This window comes from Bacillus sp. NH11B, assembly GCF_001884205.1.
Lineage (GTDB): Bacteria > Bacillota > Bacilli > Bacillales > Bacillaceae_G > Bacillus_A > Bacillus_A proteolyticus.
Genome location: NZ_MAOG01000108.1, coordinates 36,416 through 55,877, shown reverse-complemented (window position 1 = coordinate 55,877; position 19,462 = coordinate 36,416). Strand labels below are relative to the sequence as shown.

The window sequence follows — 19,462 nt, the reverse complement described above, 5'->3', positions numbered from 1 at the left end:
AGCTTATGAAAGAAGTATTAGAAGTATTACCGAAAACGATGAAACAGTTAGTTGAAGGTTGTAAGCAATACGATTCTCTAGAGGAAATTCGCGTTCGAATTGGAAGGCCACTAGAGTGTATCGCACATGGTGAAGTGTTTTTTTATGACTATGTTGCTACAGCGGAAGATGCAATCTACTTATTGAATAAATTGAGTCAATTTTCGATTTATACGATGGAAGAGGAATTGAAACGTGGATATGTGACACTACGAGGGGGACATAGAATTGGCCTGGCGGGAAAAGTCATTACAGAAAAAAGTGCAGTGAAAATGATCCGGGATGTCTCTTCGTTTAATATTCGTATTGCTCGTCAAAAAATAGGGATTGCTGAGCCACTTCTGCCATACCTTTATGCATCAAGATGGTTAAACACGATGGTAATTGGCCCACCACAAACGGGGAAAACAACATTATTAAGAGATGTGGCACGCTGCATGAGTCAAGGTGTTAGTGCTTCGGAAATTCCTTCTTGTAAAGTGGGAATTGTTGATGAACGATCAGAAATTGCCGGCTGTGTAAAGGGGATTCCGCAATATGACTTTGGCACGCGAGTAGATGTATTAGACGCTTGCCCAAAAGCTGAAGGAATGATGATGATGATTCGTTCTATGAGCCCAGATATTTTGATCGTAGATGAAATTGGACGTAAAGAAGATAGTGAAGCGATTATGGAGGCGGTGCATGCAGGCGTTCAGCTTTTTATAAGTGCACACGGATTTTCTTATGATGATGTTGTGAAACGTCCATCGCTGCAGGCGGTGCTGGAACTTGGCGTATTTGATAGGTTTGTGGAATTGTCAAAAGCGAGAGGGCCAGGAACGGTTATGCAAGTGAAAGATAAATATGGCAAGCCAGTATTACCGCATAGAAAGGCTCAAGGCGTATGGTGAAAATATTTGGTGCGGTATTAATAGTTGCGGTCAGTACCTTTTTCGGATTTTCATACGCTAAACGATACAGTGAGAGACCGCGGCAACTTAGATTATTGAAAGCGGCATTGCAATCATTAGAAGCGGAGATTATGTATGGGCACACGCCTTTATCTGAAGCGGCTGAGCGATTGGTTAAACAAATGCCGAAGCCATTAAATTGGATATTTCAAAGCTTTGCGAGGCGTCTAGAGAACGGGGAACAAACAGTTAGAGAGGCTTGGATCGATAGTTTGAAAGAGAACTGGACATTAACGGCGTTTAAACAAACCGAGTATGAAATACTGCAACAATTTGGTGAAACACTTGGACAACATGATCGTGAATCACAACAAAAACATATTCGGTTATGTATTACACATTTGGAGAGAGAAGAAGGAGAAGCAAAAGCTTTACAACTACAATACGAAAAAATGATAAAGAGTTTAGGAGTGTTAGCAGGGCTACTTATCGTAATTTTACTGCTATAGGGGGGAGAAAGGCGATGTCCATTGATGTTGGATTAATATTTCAAATCGCCGGAATCGGCATTGTTTTAGCTTTCATTCATACCGTACTAAAAGAATTAAAGCGAGAGGATATTGCAAATTGGGTTATCCTTGTCGGTTTTGTCGTTATTTTATTTCATGTTGCATTTTTAATTAATACTCTGTTCGACAAGATTAAAAGTGTCTTTCTCTTCCAGTAAAGGAGGCGGTTCGAATCGAAATTATACAAATTGTCGGATTAGGCCTCGTTGCTACGTTTTTAGCCGCGGTTTTAAATCAGCATAAATCTAGTATTACATCGTTATTTATTGTGTTCGTTGGTAGCGTAATGTTTCTTCTCTTAATCGATCAAATTCATTCTATCTTGCAAATGATTGAGAGAGTGGCGAGTGAAGCAAAGGTTAGCAACGTATATGTAGAAACATTATTAAAAATTATAGGGATTGCTTATATCGCTGAGTTTGGTGCACAAATTACAAAAGATGCTGGTCAAGGTGCAATCGCCTCGAAAATTGAATTAGCTGGAAAAATTTTGATTCTCGTTATGGCAATTCCCATTTTGACGGTTGTAATTGAAACAATTCTCGGATTTTTGCCTACGGGATAAGGGGGAGTGCATGTTGAGGAAGTTCGGAGCTAAGCTGCTGTTTGCTTGCTTCCTTTTCTTTTCTTTACCGATTGTTGTACAAGCTTCTCCTATAGAAACAAACGTCGTTGATCAACAATTGGATAAGCTCGGAATTGAAGATGTGAAGCAATTTTGGGACGGGCTTGTTACAAAGTACGGAGGCTATTTACCAGAGAGTCAAAAAGGAAGCTTTATGGAGTTTGTAAAGGGAGAAAAAGAGTTCTCCATAAAAGAGTGGATGATAGGTCTATTAAAATATTTATTTCACGAGCTTGTTGCAAATGGAAAGTTACTTGGAACGCTCATTATGCTTACGATTTTCAGTGCATTGTTGCAATCACTACAATCTTCTTTTTCAAAGAGTAGTGTAAGTAAAATTGCGGATGCAGTCGTATACATGGTACTTATTATTTTCGCCTTAAATAGTTTTTATGTTGTTATGACATATGCAAGAGAGACGATACAAACAATGGTAGATTTCATACTAGCATTATTACCAATTTTACTTGCACTCATAGCGACTGGTGGCGGTGTCGTGTCTGTAGCATTTTTCCATCCAATCATCATTTTCTTAATGAATACGAGTGGGCTTCTTATGAATTATATCGTTCTACCACTTTTATTACTTGCAACTATATTAAGTATTGTAAGCACGATGAGTGATCAATATAAAGTTACGAAATTGTCCAAGCTTTTGCAAAACGTTAGCGTTGGGATTATGGGTATCTTTTTGACGGTTTTTTTAGGGGTATTATCTGTACAGGGAACCGCTTCAGCTGTTGCTGATGGCATAGCTGTGAAAACTGCTAAATTTGTAACAGGAAACTTCATTCCTGTAGTAGGAAGGATGTTTACTGAAGCAGCGGATACCGTTATTAGTGCATCTGGATTATTAAAAAATACAGTCGGGATTATCGGGCTCGTCATTCTGTGCCTAATTGTCGCTTTTCCAGCGATTCAAATATTTTGTATCGCATTTATTTATAAATTCGCAGCGGCAGTATTGCAACCAGTTGGCGGAGGAGCAATTATTCAATGTTTAGATATTATCGGACGAAGTATCATTTACGTATTTGCTTGTTTAGCTATCGTGTCGTTTATGTTCTTTTTAAGTATCACGATTATTATTGCTGCGGGGAACATTACGCTCATGATGCGATAGGAGGTGAAGAGTATGCAATTTGTTACAGAGTGGATTAGAAATATTATCGTTTTTTTACTCTTAGCGACAATGCTTCATCTTATTCTTCCGAATTCAAATTTACAAAAGTACGTTAAATTCGTTGTAAGTCTATTGTTAGTTGTATTAATTTTAACGCCTCTATTTAAGTTGTTACAAACAGATGTAAATGAAGTTATCGCAAATTTCAATGAAGAAAAGTACGTAGCAGATGGATCAGTAAAAAATTCGATAGATTCGAAGAAAAAAGAAATACAAGCTCTAACACGTGCATATAGTTTAGAAGAGATGGCTACCAAAATGAAAAAAGACGTAGGAAAAGAGTTTGAGAAAAAGTATGGTATGACAGTCTCTGAAATACAAATAGTCGCAGTGAAACATGCAGAAGAAGTAAAGTCAGCGAAAGATATTCAATCTGTTGTTGTGACGTTGAAAGAAAAAGAGCGTAGTAAAAATGATGCAATCGAAACAGTAAAGTCAATTGAAATTAATACGAAAGAACCACCAAAAAAATTAGAAGAAACGAATGTAGAAATGGAAAATTTCTTTTCAAGCAGGTGGCAACTAGAGGATAAACAAATCCAAGTTCAGATGGAAGGGAGGACAGGTAGCGTAAATGGACAATAAAGATAAAAATTCGAGGTTCTCATTTTTTCGAAACTTATTGAATGGGGATGAAAAAGAAAGTAATGAGAAGGGGAGAAAAGTAACACCTAAGTTTTTGCTTGTCCTACTCATACTTGGGATTGTGCTTATGTTTTCTAGTAATTTCTTTGCACCTAAAAAAGAAGAAGTGCCTGTGTTTAAAGAAAAGACAAGTCAAAACCAAGATAAAGATGTACCAACTTTCGGACAAAAAAACAATGATAATATGTCAAATGTAGAAAAATATGAAAAAGCGTATGAACAAGAATTGAAAGCTTCTTTAGAAGAGATAGCTGGAGTAAAAGATGTAACTATTAAAGTGAACTTAGATTCATCTGAAGAAAAAATACTCGAGAAAAATACAGTGAAACGCTCGCAAACAACAGGTGAAACTGATAAAGCAGGCGGTAAAAGGGAAGTAGAGGACGAGTCTCTTGATGAAAAGACCGTCATTATACGTGAAGGTGATAAAGAAACTCCAATTGTTTTGCGAACAGAGAAACCGCAAGTAAGAGGTGTTCTTGTCGTAGCAAAGGGAGTGGATAATATACAAATAAAAGCAATGGTAAAAGAAGCTGTGACGCGATTGTTAGATGTACCATCTCATCGCGTTTCAGTATCACCGAAAAATTGATAGGGAGGAAATAAAGTGTTAAAAAAACAAACGGTTTGGCTATTAACGATGTTAAGTTTAGTGGTTGTACTATCTGTTTATTACGTAACAACTCCTGAAAAAATGAATACAGCAGCACCGGCAACGGGTGAAAAGATGGGACAAGAAAAGCAAGGTGCTGATAAAGCAGTTACAAAAGAAACAACGAAAGAAACTACAAATAAAGAGACAACAAAAGAAAGTACAAGCAAGGAAACTACAAATAAAGAAACAGACAAAAAAGAGAATGACAAAAAAGAAACAAGTAAAAAAGAGGCTAGCGTAACAGTTCAATCAAGCGATGAGAATTTCACAGCGCTACGTATGCAAATGGAAGATCAGCGTAGTGTAGAGAAAGAAAAGCTACAAAATGTAATGAAGTCATCGAAATCTTCAGCAGAAGAAAAGAGTAAAGCGAAAGATAATCTTGATGCAATCACTACAATGGAAACGAAGCAACAATTACTTGAGACAGTGATTAAATCTCAAGGTGGATATAAAGATGCTCTTGTAAGAGCTGATGGAACGGACATTAAAGTAACGGTTAAATCAGCAAAGCATTCACAAAAAGAAGCGAATAAAATTATTCAGCTTGTAAGAAGTGAAGGTGGTCCAAAAGATGTAGGTGTGAAATTTGATCCATCAGTAAAATAAATTGAAATTATAATAGGTGTTGCTGCTTCAAATGAGATAAAAGAATAATAGAAAAAAGCTATCGATTTCGATAGCTTTTTTCTATTTCATCTTTGTTGTATTTAGTCTTTTCAATTGGAAACGGGGAAATACGCTGTGAGTAAAAGATTAATGGTTCATGATAATGGTGATTACTTTTTCCAGATTTGACGTGGATGAAGAGGACAAATGCCCAAATCACTACGGCAGGCAAGAATAGAATGAGCCATATCATATGTCCACACCTCACTACAATAAATTTTATACACTTTGAACATACTATTCTTATATGAAGGAAGAATGAACGGCACGTAAACAAAAAAATAATATTTGGTAAAAATATGTTTTTTATCTTAGAAAAAAGAAGAGTGGTTAGGGAATTACGTGTTTACAATGTGAAGTTTTGAAAAAGTAAAAAATGTTTTTTTAGGAAGTGGTCTTGCCAATTTTGTGTGAAACTTGGTATTATTACTAGGTAATAATTTTTTAGTGGAATAATATTTTCACAGGAGTTTCGATTTATTATAAAGAAATATAAATTGGAATGTTTAAAAAATTTATCGTAAGATGGGAATAGTAAATATTTCTATTAGTAAATGAAATGAATTTTCTAATAGAATACATCGTATTTTTACAGTCAATCTAATTTTAGTGATGAGAATCTGTAAAAACGGGATAAACAAGAGTATGGGAGTGGATTTTACATGTTTAAAATTCAAGAAGTTCGTGAATTAATTAAATTAATTGATAGCTCTAATATTGATGAATTTGAATACAAAAAAGACGGTACAACAATTAAAATGAAAAAACGTGGTAATGAAGTAGTTACTGTGCAAGCACCTGTAACAAAACAAGTCATGCAACCAGCAGCACCTGTTGAAGTAGAAACAACAGTAGCGGCAGCACAAGTAGAAGTGCCAAAACAAGAAGAGAAAACAGCTGTTCAAAATGAAAACCTACATAAAATCACATCACCGATGGTAGGAACATTTTATTCCTCTTCTTCGCCTGATACACCTCAATATGTAAGTGTTGGGGACAAAGTATCGAAAGATTCTATCGTATGTATTGTTGAAGCTATGAAATTATTTAACGAAATTGACGCAGATGTAGAGGGCGAAATTGTTGAAATTCTTGTTAATAATGGACAGCTTGTTGAGTATGGACAACCGCTATTTCTTGTAAAAGCGTAATAAGGGAGTCTTTGTGATGATAAAAAAAGTATTAATAGCCAATCGTGGGGAAATTGCTGTACGAATTGTTCGTGCTTGTAAAGAAATGGATATTGAAACAGTTGCAATTTATTCAGAAGCAGACAAAGAGTCACTTCATGTGCAAATTGCAGATGAAGCGTATTGTGTTGGACCAACGATTTCGAAAGAAAGCTATTTAAATTTGACGAACATTATTAGTGTTGCGAAATTAACAGGTTGTGATGCAATTCATCCGGGATATGGGTTTTTAGCAGAGAATGCGGATTTTGCAGAATTATGCCGTGAGTGTAACTTGATTTTTATCGGTCCAAGCCCAGAAGCTATTTCAAAGATGGGCACAAAAGACGTTGCACGTGATACAATGAAAGAAGCAGGGGTTCCGATTGTACCAGGTTCACAAGGGATTATTAAAAATACCGAAGAAGCGATCGAGCTTGCTAATCAAATTGGATATCCAGTTATTATTAAAGCGACTGCAGGTGGCGGCGGAAAAGGTATTCGTGTTGCGCGCCATGAAGAAGAGCTTGTAAAAGGAATTCAAATTACACAGCAAGAAGCTAGTACCGCTTTTGGGAACCCTGGTGTATACTTAGAAAAGTACGTTGAAGATTTCCGCCATGTTGAGATTCAAATAATGGCAGATACACATGGAAATGCCATTCATTTAGGAGAGCGTGATTGTACAATTCAGCGCCGTTTGCAAAAACTATTAGAAGAAAGTCCATCACCTGCACTTGATGAAAATATTCGTCAGCAAATGGGTGACGCAGCAGTTAAAGCAGCGGTAGCGGTTGATTATACAGGTGCTGGTACGGTTGAGTTTATTTATGAATATAAAACGAAAAGCTTTTATTTCATGGAGATGAATACGAGAATTCAAGTTGAGCATCCAGTTACAGAAATGGTAACAGGGATGGATTTAATTAAAGAACAAATTCGTGTTGCTTCTGGAGAAAAGTTATCGTTACAGCAAGAAGAAGTACAATTTAATGGTTGGGCAATTGAATGTCGAATTAATGCGGAAAACCCTGCCAAAAAGTTTATGCCATCTCCAGGTAAAGTAGAAATGTACTTGCCACCAGGCGGATTTGGTATTCGCGTCGATTCAGCTGTATATCCGGGATATTCAATTCCACCTTTCTATGATTCGATGGTTGCTAAATTAATTGTTCACGGAAAAACACGTGAAGAGGCAATTGCAAAAATGAAGCGAGCACTCAGTGAGTTTGTCATTGAAGGCGTACATACAACAATCCCGTTCCATTTGCAATTGCTAGATCATCCTGATTTTGTAAAAGGTGAGTTTAACACGAAATTTTTGGAAGAGCATGAACTTGTGACGCAGTGATACATTAAAGGAGGTTTTTTTCATGGCTGAACATATGTTAGATATGGGTCAAGATACAACTCTTGGAAAAGTAGAAATTGCACCAGAAGTAATCGAAGTAATTGCAGGTATTGCAGCTGCTGAAGTAGAAGGTGTAGCGGCAATGCGTGGTAATTTTGCTACAGATGTTGTTGAGAAGTTAGGGAAGAAAAATCACGGTAAAGGTGTAAAGGTTGAGTTAGCAAACGAAGATATTATTGTTGACCTTTATGTTGTTATGTATTTTGGTGTAGCAATTCCAGTTGTTGCACAAAAAATTCAAGACAATATACGCCAGGCACTCTTTACAATGACAGGACTTGAGCCAAAAGAAGTGAATGTTCACATCGTTGGCGTAACATTCGAAACACAAAAAACAGAAATCGAACCAGTGTAAGAGTGAAAAAGGTGCCTAGTAACATAGGTGCCTTTTTTATCGTTGCATTTCTTCACAAATTAAAAACCTCTAAATTATTATACTATTTCAAAAAATAAGAAATATAAAAGAGAATGTTTCATTTTTCCAAAAAACGTACATTGTGATAAGATATGGAACTTGAAGTTAATCTTTTTATTATTTTTCAGCCTTGTACCCCGTGTGTGAAACGATAAATTGTGTTATTATCATTGTATTATAAGGTTGGAAAATCAATGAAAACTACAAGAGTAAGTGAATTGACGGCTTATAAATTATAATAATATAACAAAGCATAAGGAAAGACTTGAAGTATAAAGGAGAGTTACAATGAAACGTAGGACGGCTAGAGAAAGAGCTATGCAAGCATTATACCAAATGGATATTACAGGTGAATTAGAACCGAAAGTAGCGGTGGAAAATACGCTAGATGAAGGTGAAGAAACAAATGAGTTTCTAGAATCACTTGTTGTAGGATTTGTAGACAACAAAGAAGAGATTGACGCAGCAATTCGTCAAAATTTAAAGAAGTGGAAGCTTGAGCGTATTAGTATTGTCGATCGCAGTATTTTACGTGTAGCTGTGTATGAAATGAAATACATGGAAGAAATTCCACACAATGTAACAATTAACGAAGCGATTGAAATTGCAAAAACATTTGGGGATGAGGAATCTCGTCGTTTTATTAACGGCGTTTTATCTAATATAAAAGATACACTGTAATTTCTTTAAGGGGGAATCTTAAAATGGTAGCAGTAATCATCAAAGGAAATGAAGTTGCGGAGAAAAAACGAGCACAATTAAAAGAAGAAGTTGTGAAGTTAAAAGAGCAAGGGATTGTACCAGGATTAGCAGTTATTTTAGTTGGAGAAGACCCAGCATCGCGTTCTTATGTAAAAGGAAAAGAAAAAGGCTGTGAGCAAGTAGGGATTTATTCAGAGCTAATTGAACTTCCTGAAACGATTACTGAGGAGCGTTTGCTTGCTGAAATCGATCGCTTAAATGGAGACGACCGTATTAATGGCATATTAGTACAATTACCTTTACCAAAACATATTGAAGAAAAAGCTATCATTGAAAGAATTTCACCTGAAAAGGATGTAGATGGATTTCACCCAATCAGCGTTGGACGTATGATGACGGGACAAGATACATTCCTTCCATGTACACCGCACGGTATTGTGGAATTAGTAAAAGAAACAAATCTTGATATTTCTGGAAAACATGTTGTTGTAATCGGAAGAAGTAATATTGTTGGTAAACCGGTGGGACAACTGTTTTTAAATGAAAATGCAACTGTCACATATTGTCATTCAAAGACGCAAAATATAAAAGAATTATCGAAGTTAGCTGATATTTTAATCGTAGCTGTTGGAAGAGCGAAGATGGTAACAGCTGATTATATTAAAGAAGGTGCAGTTGTAATTGATGTTGGTGTTAACCGTTTAGAGACAGGAAAACTTTGTGGTGATGTTGATTTTGATAACGTATTAGACGTTGCAGGATACATTACGCCTGTGCCAAAAGGAGTCGGCCCAATGACTATTACAATGCTTCTTCACAACACTGTGGAGTCTGCAAAGCGTGCAGGTGTTGTTTGTCAATAAGTTGAATCGGCTATGAGGAGAGAGCAATGGAGAAACAATATTTAACCGTTACAGCATTAACACGCTATATTAAAACAAAAATAGAGTATGATCCGCATTTGCAGTCTGTTTGGTTAAAAGGAGAAATTTCCAACTTCAAATATCATAGCCGTGGTCATATGTATTTTACATTGAAAGATGAAAATGCAAGAATTGCAGCGGTTATGTTTGCGGGTCATAATCGTAACATTAAATTCAGACCGGAAAATGGAATGAAAGTACTTGTAAAAGGAAAGATTTCTGTTTACGAGGCGAGTGGTTCTTATCAAATTTATATTCAAGACATGCAGCCTGATGGAATTGGAAACTTGCATTTAGCTTATGAGCAATTAAAAGTTCGTTTAGAGGAAGAGGGCTTGTTTTCTCAAGTTTATAAAAAAATAATTCCTCCGTATGCTAAAACAATAGGTGTAATCACGTCGCCAACAGGAGCAGCGATTCGCGATATTATAACAACAATTAAACGTCGTTACCCAATTGGGAATGTTATTGTGTTTCCAGTACTTGTACAAGGGGAGTCAGCAGCTCCCTCGATTGTACAAGCGATTCGTACAGCGAATGAAATGGGAGATATTGACGTTTTAATTGTAGGACGTGGTGGAGGCTCTATTGAAGAATTATGGGCCTTTAATGAGGAAGTAGTTGCAAGAGCAATTTTTACAAGTGAGATTCCGATTATTTCGGCTGTAGGCCATGAAACCGATTTTACAATCGCAGATTTTGTTGCGGATTTACGTGCACCAACACCGACTGCAGCAGCTGAGCTGGCGGTACCTAATATTATAGAGTTACAAGAAAAGGTATTACAAAGAACTCTGAGATTGCAAAGAGCAATGAGAGAGAGAGTACATAAAAAAGAAGAAAAACTACAAGTGTTACAAAAATCTTATGCGTTCCGTTATCCAAGGCAAGTGTATGAACAAAAAGAAGAGCAGCTAGACAGGGCTCTTGAACAACTTGTTTTAGCGAAAGAGCGTTATATAGATAAAAAAGTAAATCAATTAAAGCAACTTTCATTTTATTTAGAAAAGCACCACCCATCTCAAAAAATTATACAAACGAAAACGGCAATTGAAACGTTGCAAAAGCAATTGCAACGTGAAATGCAAACCTTACTTCAGATGAAGGAGTTTGCATTTGTGAGAGCTGCTCAAAAGCTTGAAGCATTAAGTCCACTCAAAGTAATGATGAGAGGGTATGGGCTTGTATATGATGAAGAGAAGCAAGTGTTAAAAAGTGTGAAAGATGTTAGCCTTGGAGATGCTGTTTCAGTTCAATTACAAGATGGAATACTAGATTGTAGCGTATCAAGCATAGAGGAGCGTGAATTGAATAGTGGAAAATAAGTTAAGTTTTGAAGAAGCAATTTCGCAACTTGAGCATCTCGTTTCTAAGCTTGAACAAGGTGATGTACCTTTAGAAGAAGCGATTTCTTACTTTAAAGAAGGTATGGAATTATCTAAGCTTTGTGATGAGAAATTGAAAGATGTACAAGAACAAATGGCAGTTATCCTTGGGGAAGATGGAGAGCTTAAACCGTTTACTGCTTTAGGAGATGAAGCATAGTGACACATATAGCTTTTGATGCTTTTTTGAAAGAGAGTAAAACTTTCGTAGAAGAAAAGCTTGTAAGCTATGCAAATGAATTACAATGTCCAAATGTGCTTCGTGAAGCGATGGCATATTCTTTGGAAGCGGGTGGGAAACGTCTCCGCCCGTTACTTTTATTTGCAACGTTACAAGCGTTTGGGAAAGAAAAAAATCTTGGAGTGGGTGCAGCTTGTGCCCTTGAAATGATTCATACATATTCGTTAATTCACGATGATTTACCTTGTATGGATGATGATGATCTAAGACGAGGAAAGCCTACAAATCATAAAGTATTTGGTGAAGCAATGGCAGTTTTAGCAGGAGATGGTTTGTTGACATATGCTTTTCAAGTTATTATGGCCTATGAGCATAAAGAAATCTCTGCTGAAAAAAAAGTAAGGCTTGTACTTGAACTTGCGAAAGCAGCAGGACCTGAAGGAATGGTTGCTGGACAAGTAGCAGATATGGAAGCTGAAGGAAAACGACTTACAATTAATGAATTAGAGTACATCCATAAGCATAAAACAGGTAAACTGCTTGAGTTTGCTGTACTTGCAGGAGCGATAATTTCTAATGCGACAGAAGAGCAAGAAGAGAAGCTACTTGCATTTGCGAAATATATCGGTCTAGCTTTCCAAATTAGAGATGATATTTTGGATGTAGAAGGAACAGAAGAAGAGATTGGAAAACCGATTGGTAGTGATGCTTCCAACGAAAAGAGCACATATACGACGTTATTTACTGTAGATAGAGCGAAATCTATTTTAGAGGAGACAATTGCAAAAGCAAAAGATTCTATTAGCTCCTTGCAATTACAAGATGAATATTTACTATCTATTTGTGATTTAATCGCAAAACGTAATAACTAATATAACAGCGTTTTCATTTGTTGAGTCATTCATCATTTTATGATATAAATGTAGGAAAAGGTTTTTCTTTTCTTGTTATTGGCAAAAATATATGTAGATTACATTGCCGTTATCACTTCGTGTTAGCGGCTATTTTTTTCATCGCGTAAAGAAATATGATGTATAATATGATAAGTGAAAAAAATGGAAGTGTTTTCTGAAAGCAGGACAAGATAAAAAGAATAGAAAGAGAATTTCTTGTGTTGTGTAAATGTTTCTTATAATATTTGACATGTTGACAGATTATGAAATGAAAGTGAGTGATCCGTGTGGATCTAACGCAAATTCAAAACCCTAGTTTTTTGAAAGATATGTCTATTAGTGAACTAGAGGGGTTGAGTGAGGATATTCGTAAGTTTTTAGTTGAAGAGCTCTCTCAAACAGGTGGACATATTGCACCTAATTTAGGTGTAGTAGAACTCACAATTGCTCTGCATAAATTATTTGATAGTCCGAAAGATAAGTTTTTATGGGATGTAGGACATCAATCCTATGTACATAAAATTTTAACAGGGCGTGCCAAAGAATTCGGCACATTAAGGCAATACCAAGGTCTATGTGGTTTCCCAAAACGCTGCGAGAGTGAGCATGATGTTTGGGAAACTGGTCATAGTTCGACGTCACTATCTGCTGCAATGGGAATGGCTCTAGCGCGTGATTTAAAGAAAACGGAAGAATACGTTATACCAATCATTGGAGATGGTGCATTAACAGGCGGAATGGCTTTAGAGGCATTAAACCATATTGGTCATGAAAAAACGGACATGATTGTTATTTTGAATGACAATGAAATGTCAATTGCACCAAACGTCGGTGCGCTTCATAATGTACTTGGTCGTTTACGTACCGCAGGGAAGTACCATTGGGTAAAAGATGAATTAGAGTATATATTGAAGAAAATCCCAGCAGTTGGCGGGAAAGTTGCTGCGACAGCAGAGAAAATAAAGGATAGTCTAAAATATTTACTAGTATCAGGCGTCTTTTTTGAAGAATTAGGCTTTACATATTTAGGTCCGGTCGATGGGCATGATTATGAAAAGTTATTCGAAACGTTGCAATATGCAAAGAAAACAAAAGGCCCAGTACTTGTTCATGTAATTACGAAAAAAGGAAAAGGTTATAAACCAGCTGAGAGTGACGTTATTGGAACTTGGCATGGAACAGGACCGTATAAAATCGAGTCAGGTGACTTCGTTAAACCGAAGGAAGTTGCACCAGCATGGAGTGCTGTTGTTAGTGAAACAGTGCTTAAGCTAGCGAGAACGGATGAACGTATCGTTGCAATTACGCCTGCAATGCCTGTTGGATCGAAACTTGAGAAATTCCAAAAAGAATTTCCGGATCGCATGATTGATGTAGGTATTGCAGAGCAGCATGCTACAACAATGGCGGCTGGTATGGCAACACAAGGGATGAAGCCATTCTTAGCAATTTATTCAACATTTTTACAAAGAGCATATGACCAAGTTGTTCATGATATTTGTCGTCAAAATTTAAATGTTTTCATTGGAATAGATCGCTCTGGATTAGTAGGAGCAGACGGTGAAACGCATCAAGGTGTATTTGACATCGCGTTTTTACGTCACTTGCCGAATATGGTGCTTATGATGCCGAAAGATGAAAATGAAGGTCAACATTTAGTCTATACGGCGATGCAATATGAAGATGGACCGATTGCTTTGCGTTATGCGCGCGGTAATGGACTTGGCGTTCATATGGATGAAGAATTAAAGGCGATTCCAATTGGTTCATGGGAAACGTTAAAAGAAGGCACACAAGCAGCAATTTTAACGTTTGGTACGACAATTCCGATGGCAATGGAAGCAGCTGAGCGTCTTGAAAAGGCTGGAGTTTCAGTCAAAGTAGTGAATGCTCGCTTTATTAAACCAATGGATGAAGCATATTTACATGAGCTTTTAGGAAAAAATATACCGATTTTAACGATTGAAGAAGCTTGTTTAATCGGAGGTTTTGGAACAGGAGTAGTTGAATTTGCATCTGAAAATGGATACCATAGTGCATTAATTGAAAGAATGGGTATTCCAGACCGTTTCATAGAGCACGGTAGTGTAACAAAATTATTGGAAGAAATTGGTTTGACGACAGATGCTGTTGTAGACCGTATTCATACAATGATTCCATCAAAACAAAAAAGGGCGTAACAAATGAGCGTAAAAAAAGAAAGAGTAGATGTACTATTAGTAGAGCGAGGACTTATAGAAACGCGTGAGAAGGCTAAACGTGCTGTTATGGCAGGGCTCGTATATGCGAATGAAATGAGACTCGATAAGCCAGGAGAGAAAATCTCACAAGATACAGAGATTACGGTGAAAGGGCAAGTTATGCCATATGTAAGCCGTGGTGGTTATAAGCTTGAAAAGGCATTAGAGACATTTCAACTTGATTTACAAGATAAAGTTATGATAGATATTGGTTCATCAACTGGTGGCTTTACAGATTGTGCGCTTCAAAATGGAGCGAAGTTATCTTATGCATTAGATGTAGGATATAATCAACTTGCGTGGAAATTGCGTCAAGATGAGCGTGTTGTTGTGATGGAACGAACGAACTTCCGTTACGTGACACCGGCAGACTTAGAGCGCGGTTTACCGCAGTTTGCAAGTATCGATGTTTCATTTATATCATTAAAGCTAATATTGCCGGTTTTAAAAACAATGCTTATGTTAAATGGTGACGTAGCTGCATTAATTAAACCGCAGTTTGAAGCTGGACGAGACCAAGTTGGGAAAAAAGGCATTGTTCGTGATAGAAAAGTACATGAAGCTGTCGTGGAAATGATTGTCGATTTTGCTCTGAAGGAAGGCTATGATGTCGAAGGTTTAACATTCTCGCCAATTACGGGCGGGGATGGTAATATTGAATTTTTAATCCATCTAAAATGGCATGGAGAGCGTGAGAATGGCGAAAATCATTCGCCGGTTTCTATTGAGCAAGTTGTTACAGAAGCGCATGACGTTCTAAAACAAAAAGGGAAAGGGGAATAACATATGTTGTTCCTCTTTTTGTTGTAATTGTATAATGATTGTAAAAACAATTGTGTACAAGAAACGAATTATACGTTAACATAAATAAGTGAAGTATACCAATGTTTAAACTATGGTAAGAGATAGTGTGAGGTGCAAATGTATGAATAAAGGTCAGCGCCATATTAAAATCAGGGAAATTATTGCGAACAAAGAAATTGAAACACAAGATGAACTAGTTGATATTTTACGTAATGAGGGATTTAATGTAACGCAAGCAACAGTATCGCGCGATATTAAAGAACTGCACTTAGTTAAGGTGCCATTACATGATGGACGCTATAAATATAGCTTACCAGCAGATCAACGATTTAACCCGTTGCAAAAATTAAAACGAAATCTAGTGGATTCATTTGTAAAATTAGACACGGCAGGACATATGCTTGTGCTAAAAACATTGCCTGGTAACGCTCATTCACTTGGGGCACTTATTGATCATTTAGAGTGGGATGAGATTATCGGAACCATTTGTGGTGATGATACTTGCTTAATTATTTGCCGTACACCTGAAGATACAGGTGTTGTCTCTGATCGTTTCTTAAATATGCTGTAACAAAAAAATCTTGTTTACTTTCCTCTGTAAAGTGGAAAGTAAACAAGATATTTTTATTGGTTAAAAATATGAATTATTAAATGCAATATAATATTTTCTTTAAATAAAGTTAGAAAATAGGTGGATTGACCCGTAAAACGAATGTTTGGTACAATGGAGCGGGTTAGATGAGTAATTTATACATATAAACATATAGTATAACTATTTGAATGAAGAGTACTTAAAAAAAGCCCTTAGTAGGGGATTAGTTTATAACGAGGTGAATGGGGCATTGTTATCGGAATTATCGATCAGAAACTTTGCTATTATTGAGGCATTAAATATTTCTTTTCAAAAAGGTTTAACCGTTTTAAGTGGTGAAACAGGAGCTGGAAAATCGATTATTATTGATGCGATTAGTTTGCTTGTTGGCGGCCGTGGTTCAGCGGAGTTTGTTCGATATGGAACAGAAAAGGCTGAAATAGAGGGTTTATTTTATGTAGAAGATGATAAACATCCATGTATCGCAAAGGCAGAAGAATTAGATATAGAAATAGAAGATGGCATGATTATTTTGAAACGTGATATTGCTGCGAACGGAAAAAGTGTATGCCGTGTAAATGGGAAGCTTGTTACACTTAGTATATTAAAAGAGATTGGAAAAACGCTTGTTGATATACATGGACAGCATGAAACGCAAGATTTAATGAATGAAGAGCGTCATATGTTTATGCTAGATCATTTTGATGGAGATCGTATTGTTAAACAATTAGACACATATCAGAACGTATACGGGGACTATGAAAAATTAAAAAAACAGCTGAAATCTTTAAGTGAAAATGAACAACAAATGGCTCATCGTCTAGATTTAATTCAATTCCAACATGAAGAAATTCGTAAGGCAGATTTAAAAATGGATGAAGAATATGAATTGACTGAGGAACGATTGAAAATATCCAATTTTGAAAAGATTTATAAAGCGTTAGGGGATGCGTATCGTTCGTTGAGTGGGGACAGCCAAGGGCTAGATCATGTAAGGAATGCAATGAGCCAAATGGAGAGTATTACGCATTTAGATGAGGCGTATCAAGAAAACCATGATTCAATTGCAAATAGCTATTACTTATTAGAAGAAGTTGCATATCAGCTTAGAGAAAAGTTAGATATGATGGAATATGATCCGAAACGTTTAGATGAAATTGAAACACGGTTGAATGAAATCCGTATGTTAAAGAGAAAGTATGGAAATACTGTAGAAGAGATTTTAGCGTATGCTGATAAAATTGAACAAGAAATTTTTACAATTGAAAATAAAGACGTACATATTGAAACGACGAGAAAGCAGCTAAAGGAATTAGAAGGTGTTATCTTAAAAGAAGCAACGTTGTTAAGTGATATGCGTCATGAACTGGCAGACCATCTTACAAACGCTATTCATCAAGAATTAAAAGAATTATATATGGAAAAAACAAAATTTGAAGTGAGAATAATGAAGCGGGAAGGAAATGCAGAAGAACCTCTTGTGGAAGGAACACCGGTGAAACTTACGGCGGATGGCTACGATCACGTGGAGTTTTATATTTCGACGAACCCTGGTGAACCGTTAAAGCCGCTTTCAAAGGTTGCTTCTGGCGGAGAGTTATCTCGTATTATTTTGGCTTTAAAAAGTATTTTTTCTAAGCATCAAGGTGTTGCTTCAGTTATTTTTGATGAAGTGGATACAGGTGTGAGTGGTCGGGTTGCACAGGCTATTGCGGAAAAAATCTATCGTGTATCGGTAAACTCGCAAGTACTTTGTATTACGCACTTACCTCAGGTAGCTTCAATGGCGGACTCGCATTTATTTATTAGAAAACAAGTGGCGAATGATCGGACGATTACATCTGTTACGGTGCTAAGTACGGATGAAAAAGTAACAGAAATTGCTCGGATGATTTCTGGTGTGGAAATTACAGATTTAACGACAGAGCATGCGAAAGAGTTACTTACGCAAGCACATCATTTCAAACAGACAGCAGAGGCTATCCAGTAATGGATAGCTTTTTTTCTCAAATGATGATTTCTTAATTCTTCCGGTTATAAATAAAGCACTGCAAGGAGAGATTAAAAAGTGAAGCCAAGAGGCTGAATGTGGGGTAGGAGCGAGGAGAGTGAACAAATTGAAATTAGAAAGATTTCGAAAAATAATAGGTCTTTGTCTCCTTGTTTCTTTAGTTTTTATTGGGTGTTTTAAACCGCTTCGAACGTTTATTTCATCCCCGAAGCAACTTGTTGTTTTTGAAGGACAACAATCAGAAATAGCATCATTACCAGTTTTTAAGGCTTCATCTACAAATCGTAATGTATTTACAGTAAGTTCAAATGAACAAGAGCTTATGGTGAATTCTCACCAAAATGGTGAAGCTGATATGGTGTTTCAACTCGCTGGTTTTCCAGTGAAAAAAGTAAATGTAAAAGTATTAAAAGATTTTAAAGTTATCCCCGGTGGACAATCGATTGGTGTGAAATTGAACACAAAAGGTGTACTTGTTGTAGGCCATCATTTAATTCAAACTGAAAAGGGTAAAGTATCTCCTGGTGAAACAGCTGGTGTACAGATTGGGGATATGATTACTGCAATTAATGGGAAAACAATTGAAAGAATGAGTGATGTAGCGCCATTTATTCATAATAGTGGAGAAACAGGTGAACCGCTTAATCTTGTTTTGCTAAGAGATGGAAAATACATTCGCACTAAGTTAACGCCACAAAAAGACAGCGGGGAATCGTCTTATCGTATTGGTTTATATATTCGTGACTCGGCAGCTGGAATTGGAACAATGACATTTGTTCATCCGGATTCCATGAAATACGGGGCACTTGGTCATGTCATTTCTGATAATGATACAAAAAAGCCAATTCAAGTAGAAGATGGACAAATTATGCGCTCGACCGTAACCTCTATTGAAAGAGGAAGTCACGGGAATCCAGGAGAAAAATTAGCAAGATTTTCACCGGATCGTGAAGTGATTGGTAATATTACAATAAATAGCCCGTATGGTATCTTTGGAAAATTAAATACAAATATGACAAACGGCATAATGGATAAAGCAATGCCTATCGCATTATCCCATCAAGTAAAAGAAGGACCAGCGAAAATATTAACAGTTATTGATCAAGATAAAGTTGAAGCGTTTGATATTGAAGTTGTTAGTACGGTACCGCAAAAGTTCCCAGCTACAAAAGGTATGGTTATAAAAGTGACAGACAAACGTTTACTAGCAAAAACGGGTGGTATTGTACAAGGGATGAGTGGAAGTCCAATTGTACAAAATGGGAAAGTAATTGGTGCTGTTACACATGTATTTGTAAATGATCCAACGTCAGGATACGGTGTTCATATTGAATGGATGTTACATGAGGCTGGAATTAATATTTATGATCAAGAGAAAAAAGCGAGCTAATGCATATTAGCTCGCTTTTCTATTGAAAAATTCGTTGAAATTTTGTAAAAGCTCCGCAAGAGCTGTTT

22 protein-coding genes are annotated in these 19,462 nt (G+C 36.6%); 21 read left to right on the top strand and 1 reads right to left on the bottom strand.

Features of this window, described 5'->3' with window-relative positions; translation table 11 throughout:
- The first annotated feature begins 5 nt into the window (after positions 1-5).
- Genes spoIIIAA through BAU27_RS18810 form a run of 8 tightly spaced genes read left to right on the top strand, consistent with a single transcriptional unit; the run spans position 6 to position 5,218 of the window.
- Positions 6-932 carry a stage III sporulation protein AA gene (gene spoIIIAA, locus BAU27_RS18845; RefSeq protein ID WP_071747087.1) on the top strand — a complete coding sequence of 309 codons (927 nt, stop codon included), beginning with the start codon at positions 6-8 and terminating at the stop codon, positions 930-932.
- Positions 926-1,441, top strand: a complete 516-nt coding sequence (gene spoIIIAB / locus BAU27_RS18840; protein ID WP_002122444.1) for a stage III sporulation protein SpoIIIAB — start codon at positions 926-928, stop codon at positions 1,439-1,441. Before spoIIIAA ends, spoIIIAB begins: the two co-directional genes overlap by 7 nt.
- A gap of 14 nt (positions 1,442-1,455) precedes the next feature.
- Positions 1,456-1,659, top strand: coding sequence for a stage III sporulation protein AC (spoIIIAC, locus tag BAU27_RS18835; RefSeq protein WP_000020914.1), 204 nt, complete (start codon positions 1,456-1,458; stop codon positions 1,657-1,659).
- A 23-nt stretch (positions 1,660-1,682) separates the two neighbouring features.
- Positions 1,683-2,066, top strand: a complete 384-nt coding sequence (gene spoIIIAD / locus BAU27_RS18830) for a stage III sporulation protein AD (protein ID WP_079998460.1) — start codon at positions 1,683-1,685, stop codon at positions 2,064-2,066.
- Between the two features lie 10 nt (positions 2,067-2,076).
- The gene (gene spoIIIAE, locus BAU27_RS18825) at positions 2,077-3,249 is read left to right on the top strand and encodes a stage III sporulation protein AE (protein ID WP_071747085.1); all 1,173 of its coding nucleotides are present in this window, start codon (positions 2,077-2,079) and stop codon (positions 3,247-3,249) included.
- Positions 3,250-3,261: 12 nt separating this feature from the next.
- The gene (gene spoIIIAF / locus BAU27_RS18820) at positions 3,262-3,894 is read left to right on the top strand and encodes a stage III sporulation protein AF (protein WP_071771637.1); all 633 of its coding nucleotides are present in this window, start codon (positions 3,262-3,264) and stop codon (positions 3,892-3,894) included.
- Positions 3,884-4,546 carry a stage III sporulation protein AG gene (gene spoIIIAG / locus BAU27_RS18815; RefSeq protein WP_071771636.1) on the top strand — a complete coding sequence of 221 codons (663 nt, stop codon included), beginning with the start codon at positions 3,884-3,886 and terminating at the stop codon, positions 4,544-4,546. The genes spoIIIAF and spoIIIAG overlap by 11 nt, the downstream gene beginning before the upstream one ends.
- 15 nt (positions 4,547-4,561) lie before the next feature.
- Entirely contained in the window at positions 4,562-5,218 is a 657-nt protein-coding gene (locus BAU27_RS18810; RefSeq protein ID WP_000914727.1) for a SpoIIIAH-like family protein, read from the top strand.
- 58 nt (positions 5,219-5,276) lie between these two features.
- On the opposite strand, the gene BAU27_RS18805 is transcribed toward BAU27_RS18810, so the two are convergent.
- On the bottom strand, positions 5,277-5,471 hold the full coding sequence (locus tag BAU27_RS18805) for a DNA recombination protein RecO (protein ID WP_071747081.1): 195 nt from the start codon (positions 5,469-5,471) through the stop codon (positions 5,277-5,279).
- 469 nt (positions 5,472-5,940) lie between these two features.
- Here BAU27_RS18805 and accB point away from each other — a divergent pair, with 469 nt between their 5' ends.
- The 13 genes from accB (at position 5,941) to spoIVB (ending at position 19,394) form a co-directional block, all read left to right on the top strand.
- Positions 5,941-6,429, top strand: a complete 489-nt coding sequence (gene accB, locus BAU27_RS18800; RefSeq protein ID WP_000472877.1) for an acetyl-CoA carboxylase biotin carboxyl carrier protein — start codon at positions 5,941-5,943, stop codon at positions 6,427-6,429.
- 16 nt (positions 6,430-6,445) lie between these two features.
- On the top strand, positions 6,446-7,798 hold the full coding sequence (gene accC, locus BAU27_RS18795; RefSeq protein WP_071747080.1) for an acetyl-CoA carboxylase biotin carboxylase subunit: 1,353 nt from the start codon (positions 6,446-6,448) through the stop codon (positions 7,796-7,798).
- Positions 7,799-7,820: 22 nt separating this feature from the next.
- Positions 7,821-8,213, top strand: a complete 393-nt coding sequence (locus BAU27_RS18790) for an Asp23/Gls24 family envelope stress response protein (RefSeq protein ID WP_000807630.1) — start codon at positions 7,821-7,823, stop codon at positions 8,211-8,213.
- A 348-nt stretch (positions 8,214-8,561) separates the two neighbouring features.
- Entirely contained in the window at positions 8,562-8,954 is a 393-nt protein-coding gene (nusB, locus tag BAU27_RS18785) for a N utilization substance protein NusB (RefSeq protein WP_000830246.1), read from the top strand.
- A 23-nt stretch (positions 8,955-8,977) separates the two neighbouring features.
- Positions 8,978-9,838, top strand: a complete 861-nt coding sequence (folD, locus tag BAU27_RS18780; protein ID WP_071747079.1) for a bifunctional methylenetetrahydrofolate dehydrogenase/methenyltetrahydrofolate cyclohydrolase FolD — start codon at positions 8,978-8,980, stop codon at positions 9,836-9,838.
- Positions 9,839-9,864: 26 nt separating this feature from the next.
- On the top strand, positions 9,865-11,223 hold the full coding sequence (xseA, locus tag BAU27_RS18775; RefSeq protein ID WP_071747078.1) for an exodeoxyribonuclease VII large subunit: 1,359 nt from the start codon (positions 9,865-9,867) through the stop codon (positions 11,221-11,223).
- Positions 11,213-11,443, top strand: coding sequence for an exodeoxyribonuclease VII small subunit (gene xseB / locus BAU27_RS18770; RefSeq protein ID WP_000428422.1), 231 nt, complete (start codon positions 11,213-11,215; stop codon positions 11,441-11,443). Before xseA ends, xseB begins: the two co-directional genes overlap by 11 nt.
- Complete coding sequence (locus tag BAU27_RS18765) at positions 11,443-12,336, top strand: polyprenyl synthetase family protein (protein ID WP_071747077.1); 894 nt, start codon at positions 11,443-11,445, stop codon at positions 12,334-12,336. Before xseB ends, BAU27_RS18765 begins: the two co-directional genes overlap by 1 nt.
- Before the next feature lie 308 nt (positions 12,337-12,644).
- Positions 12,645-14,537, top strand: a complete 1,893-nt coding sequence (dxs, locus tag BAU27_RS18760; protein ID WP_071747076.1) for a 1-deoxy-D-xylulose-5-phosphate synthase — start codon at positions 12,645-12,647, stop codon at positions 14,535-14,537.
- A 3-nt stretch (positions 14,538-14,540) separates the two neighbouring features.
- Entirely contained in the window at positions 14,541-15,380 is an 840-nt protein-coding gene (locus tag BAU27_RS18755; protein WP_071771635.1) for a TlyA family RNA methyltransferase, read from the top strand.
- 142 nt (positions 15,381-15,522) lie between these two features.
- Complete coding sequence (gene argR / locus BAU27_RS18750) at positions 15,523-15,972, top strand: arginine repressor ArgR (RefSeq protein ID WP_001032581.1); 450 nt, start codon at positions 15,523-15,525, stop codon at positions 15,970-15,972.
- Between the two features lie 271 nt (positions 15,973-16,243).
- On the top strand, positions 16,244-17,983 hold the full coding sequence (gene recN / locus BAU27_RS18745) for a DNA repair protein RecN (RefSeq protein ID WP_071771634.1): 1,740 nt from the start codon (positions 16,244-16,246) through the stop codon (positions 17,981-17,983).
- Positions 17,984-18,101: 118 nt separating this feature from the next.
- Positions 18,102-19,394 carry a SpoIVB peptidase gene (gene spoIVB / locus BAU27_RS18740; RefSeq protein WP_071747073.1) on the top strand — a complete coding sequence of 431 codons (1,293 nt, stop codon included), beginning with the start codon at positions 18,102-18,104 and terminating at the stop codon, positions 19,392-19,394.
- Positions 19,395-19,462 lie beyond the last annotated feature (68 nt).

Coding starts and splice junctions, on each gene's coding strand:
- spoIIIAB (WP_002122444.1), top strand. CDS start 926: ATGGTGAAAATATTTGGTGCGGTATTAATAGTTGCGGTCAGTACCTTT.
- argR (WP_001032581.1), top strand. CDS start 15,523: ATGAATAAAGGTCAGCGCCATATTAAAATCAGGGAAATTATTGCGAAC.
- BAU27_RS18805 (WP_071747081.1), bottom strand. CDS start 5,471: ATGATATGGCTCATTCTATTCTTGCCTGCCGTAGTGATTTGGGCATTT.
- spoIIIAG (WP_071771636.1), top strand. CDS start 3,884: ATGGACAATAAAGATAAAAATTCGAGGTTCTCATTTTTTCGAAACTTA.
- BAU27_RS18755 (WP_071771635.1), top strand. CDS start 14,541: ATGAGCGTAAAAAAAGAAAGAGTAGATGTACTATTAGTAGAGCGAGGA.
- spoIIIAC (WP_000020914.1), top strand. CDS start 1,456: ATGTCCATTGATGTTGGATTAATATTTCAAATCGCCGGAATCGGCATT.
- spoIIIAE (WP_071747085.1), top strand. CDS start 2,077: ATGTTGAGGAAGTTCGGAGCTAAGCTGCTGTTTGCTTGCTTCCTTTTC.
- nusB (WP_000830246.1), top strand. CDS start 8,562: ATGAAACGTAGGACGGCTAGAGAAAGAGCTATGCAAGCATTATACCAA.
- folD (WP_071747079.1), top strand. CDS start 8,978: ATGGTAGCAGTAATCATCAAAGGAAATGAAGTTGCGGAGAAAAAACGA.
- xseA (WP_071747078.1), top strand. CDS start 9,865: ATGGAGAAACAATATTTAACCGTTACAGCATTAACACGCTATATTAAA.
- spoIIIAF (WP_071771637.1), top strand. CDS start 3,262: ATGCAATTTGTTACAGAGTGGATTAGAAATATTATCGTTTTTTTACTC.
- spoIIIAA (WP_071747087.1), top strand. CDS start 6: ATGAAAGAAGTATTAGAAGTATTACCGAAAACGATGAAACAGTTAGTT.
- BAU27_RS18790 (WP_000807630.1), top strand. CDS start 7,821: ATGGCTGAACATATGTTAGATATGGGTCAAGATACAACTCTTGGAAAA.
- accC (WP_071747080.1), top strand. CDS start 6,446: ATGATAAAAAAAGTATTAATAGCCAATCGTGGGGAAATTGCTGTACGA.
- accB (WP_000472877.1), top strand. CDS start 5,941: ATGTTTAAAATTCAAGAAGTTCGTGAATTAATTAAATTAATTGATAGC.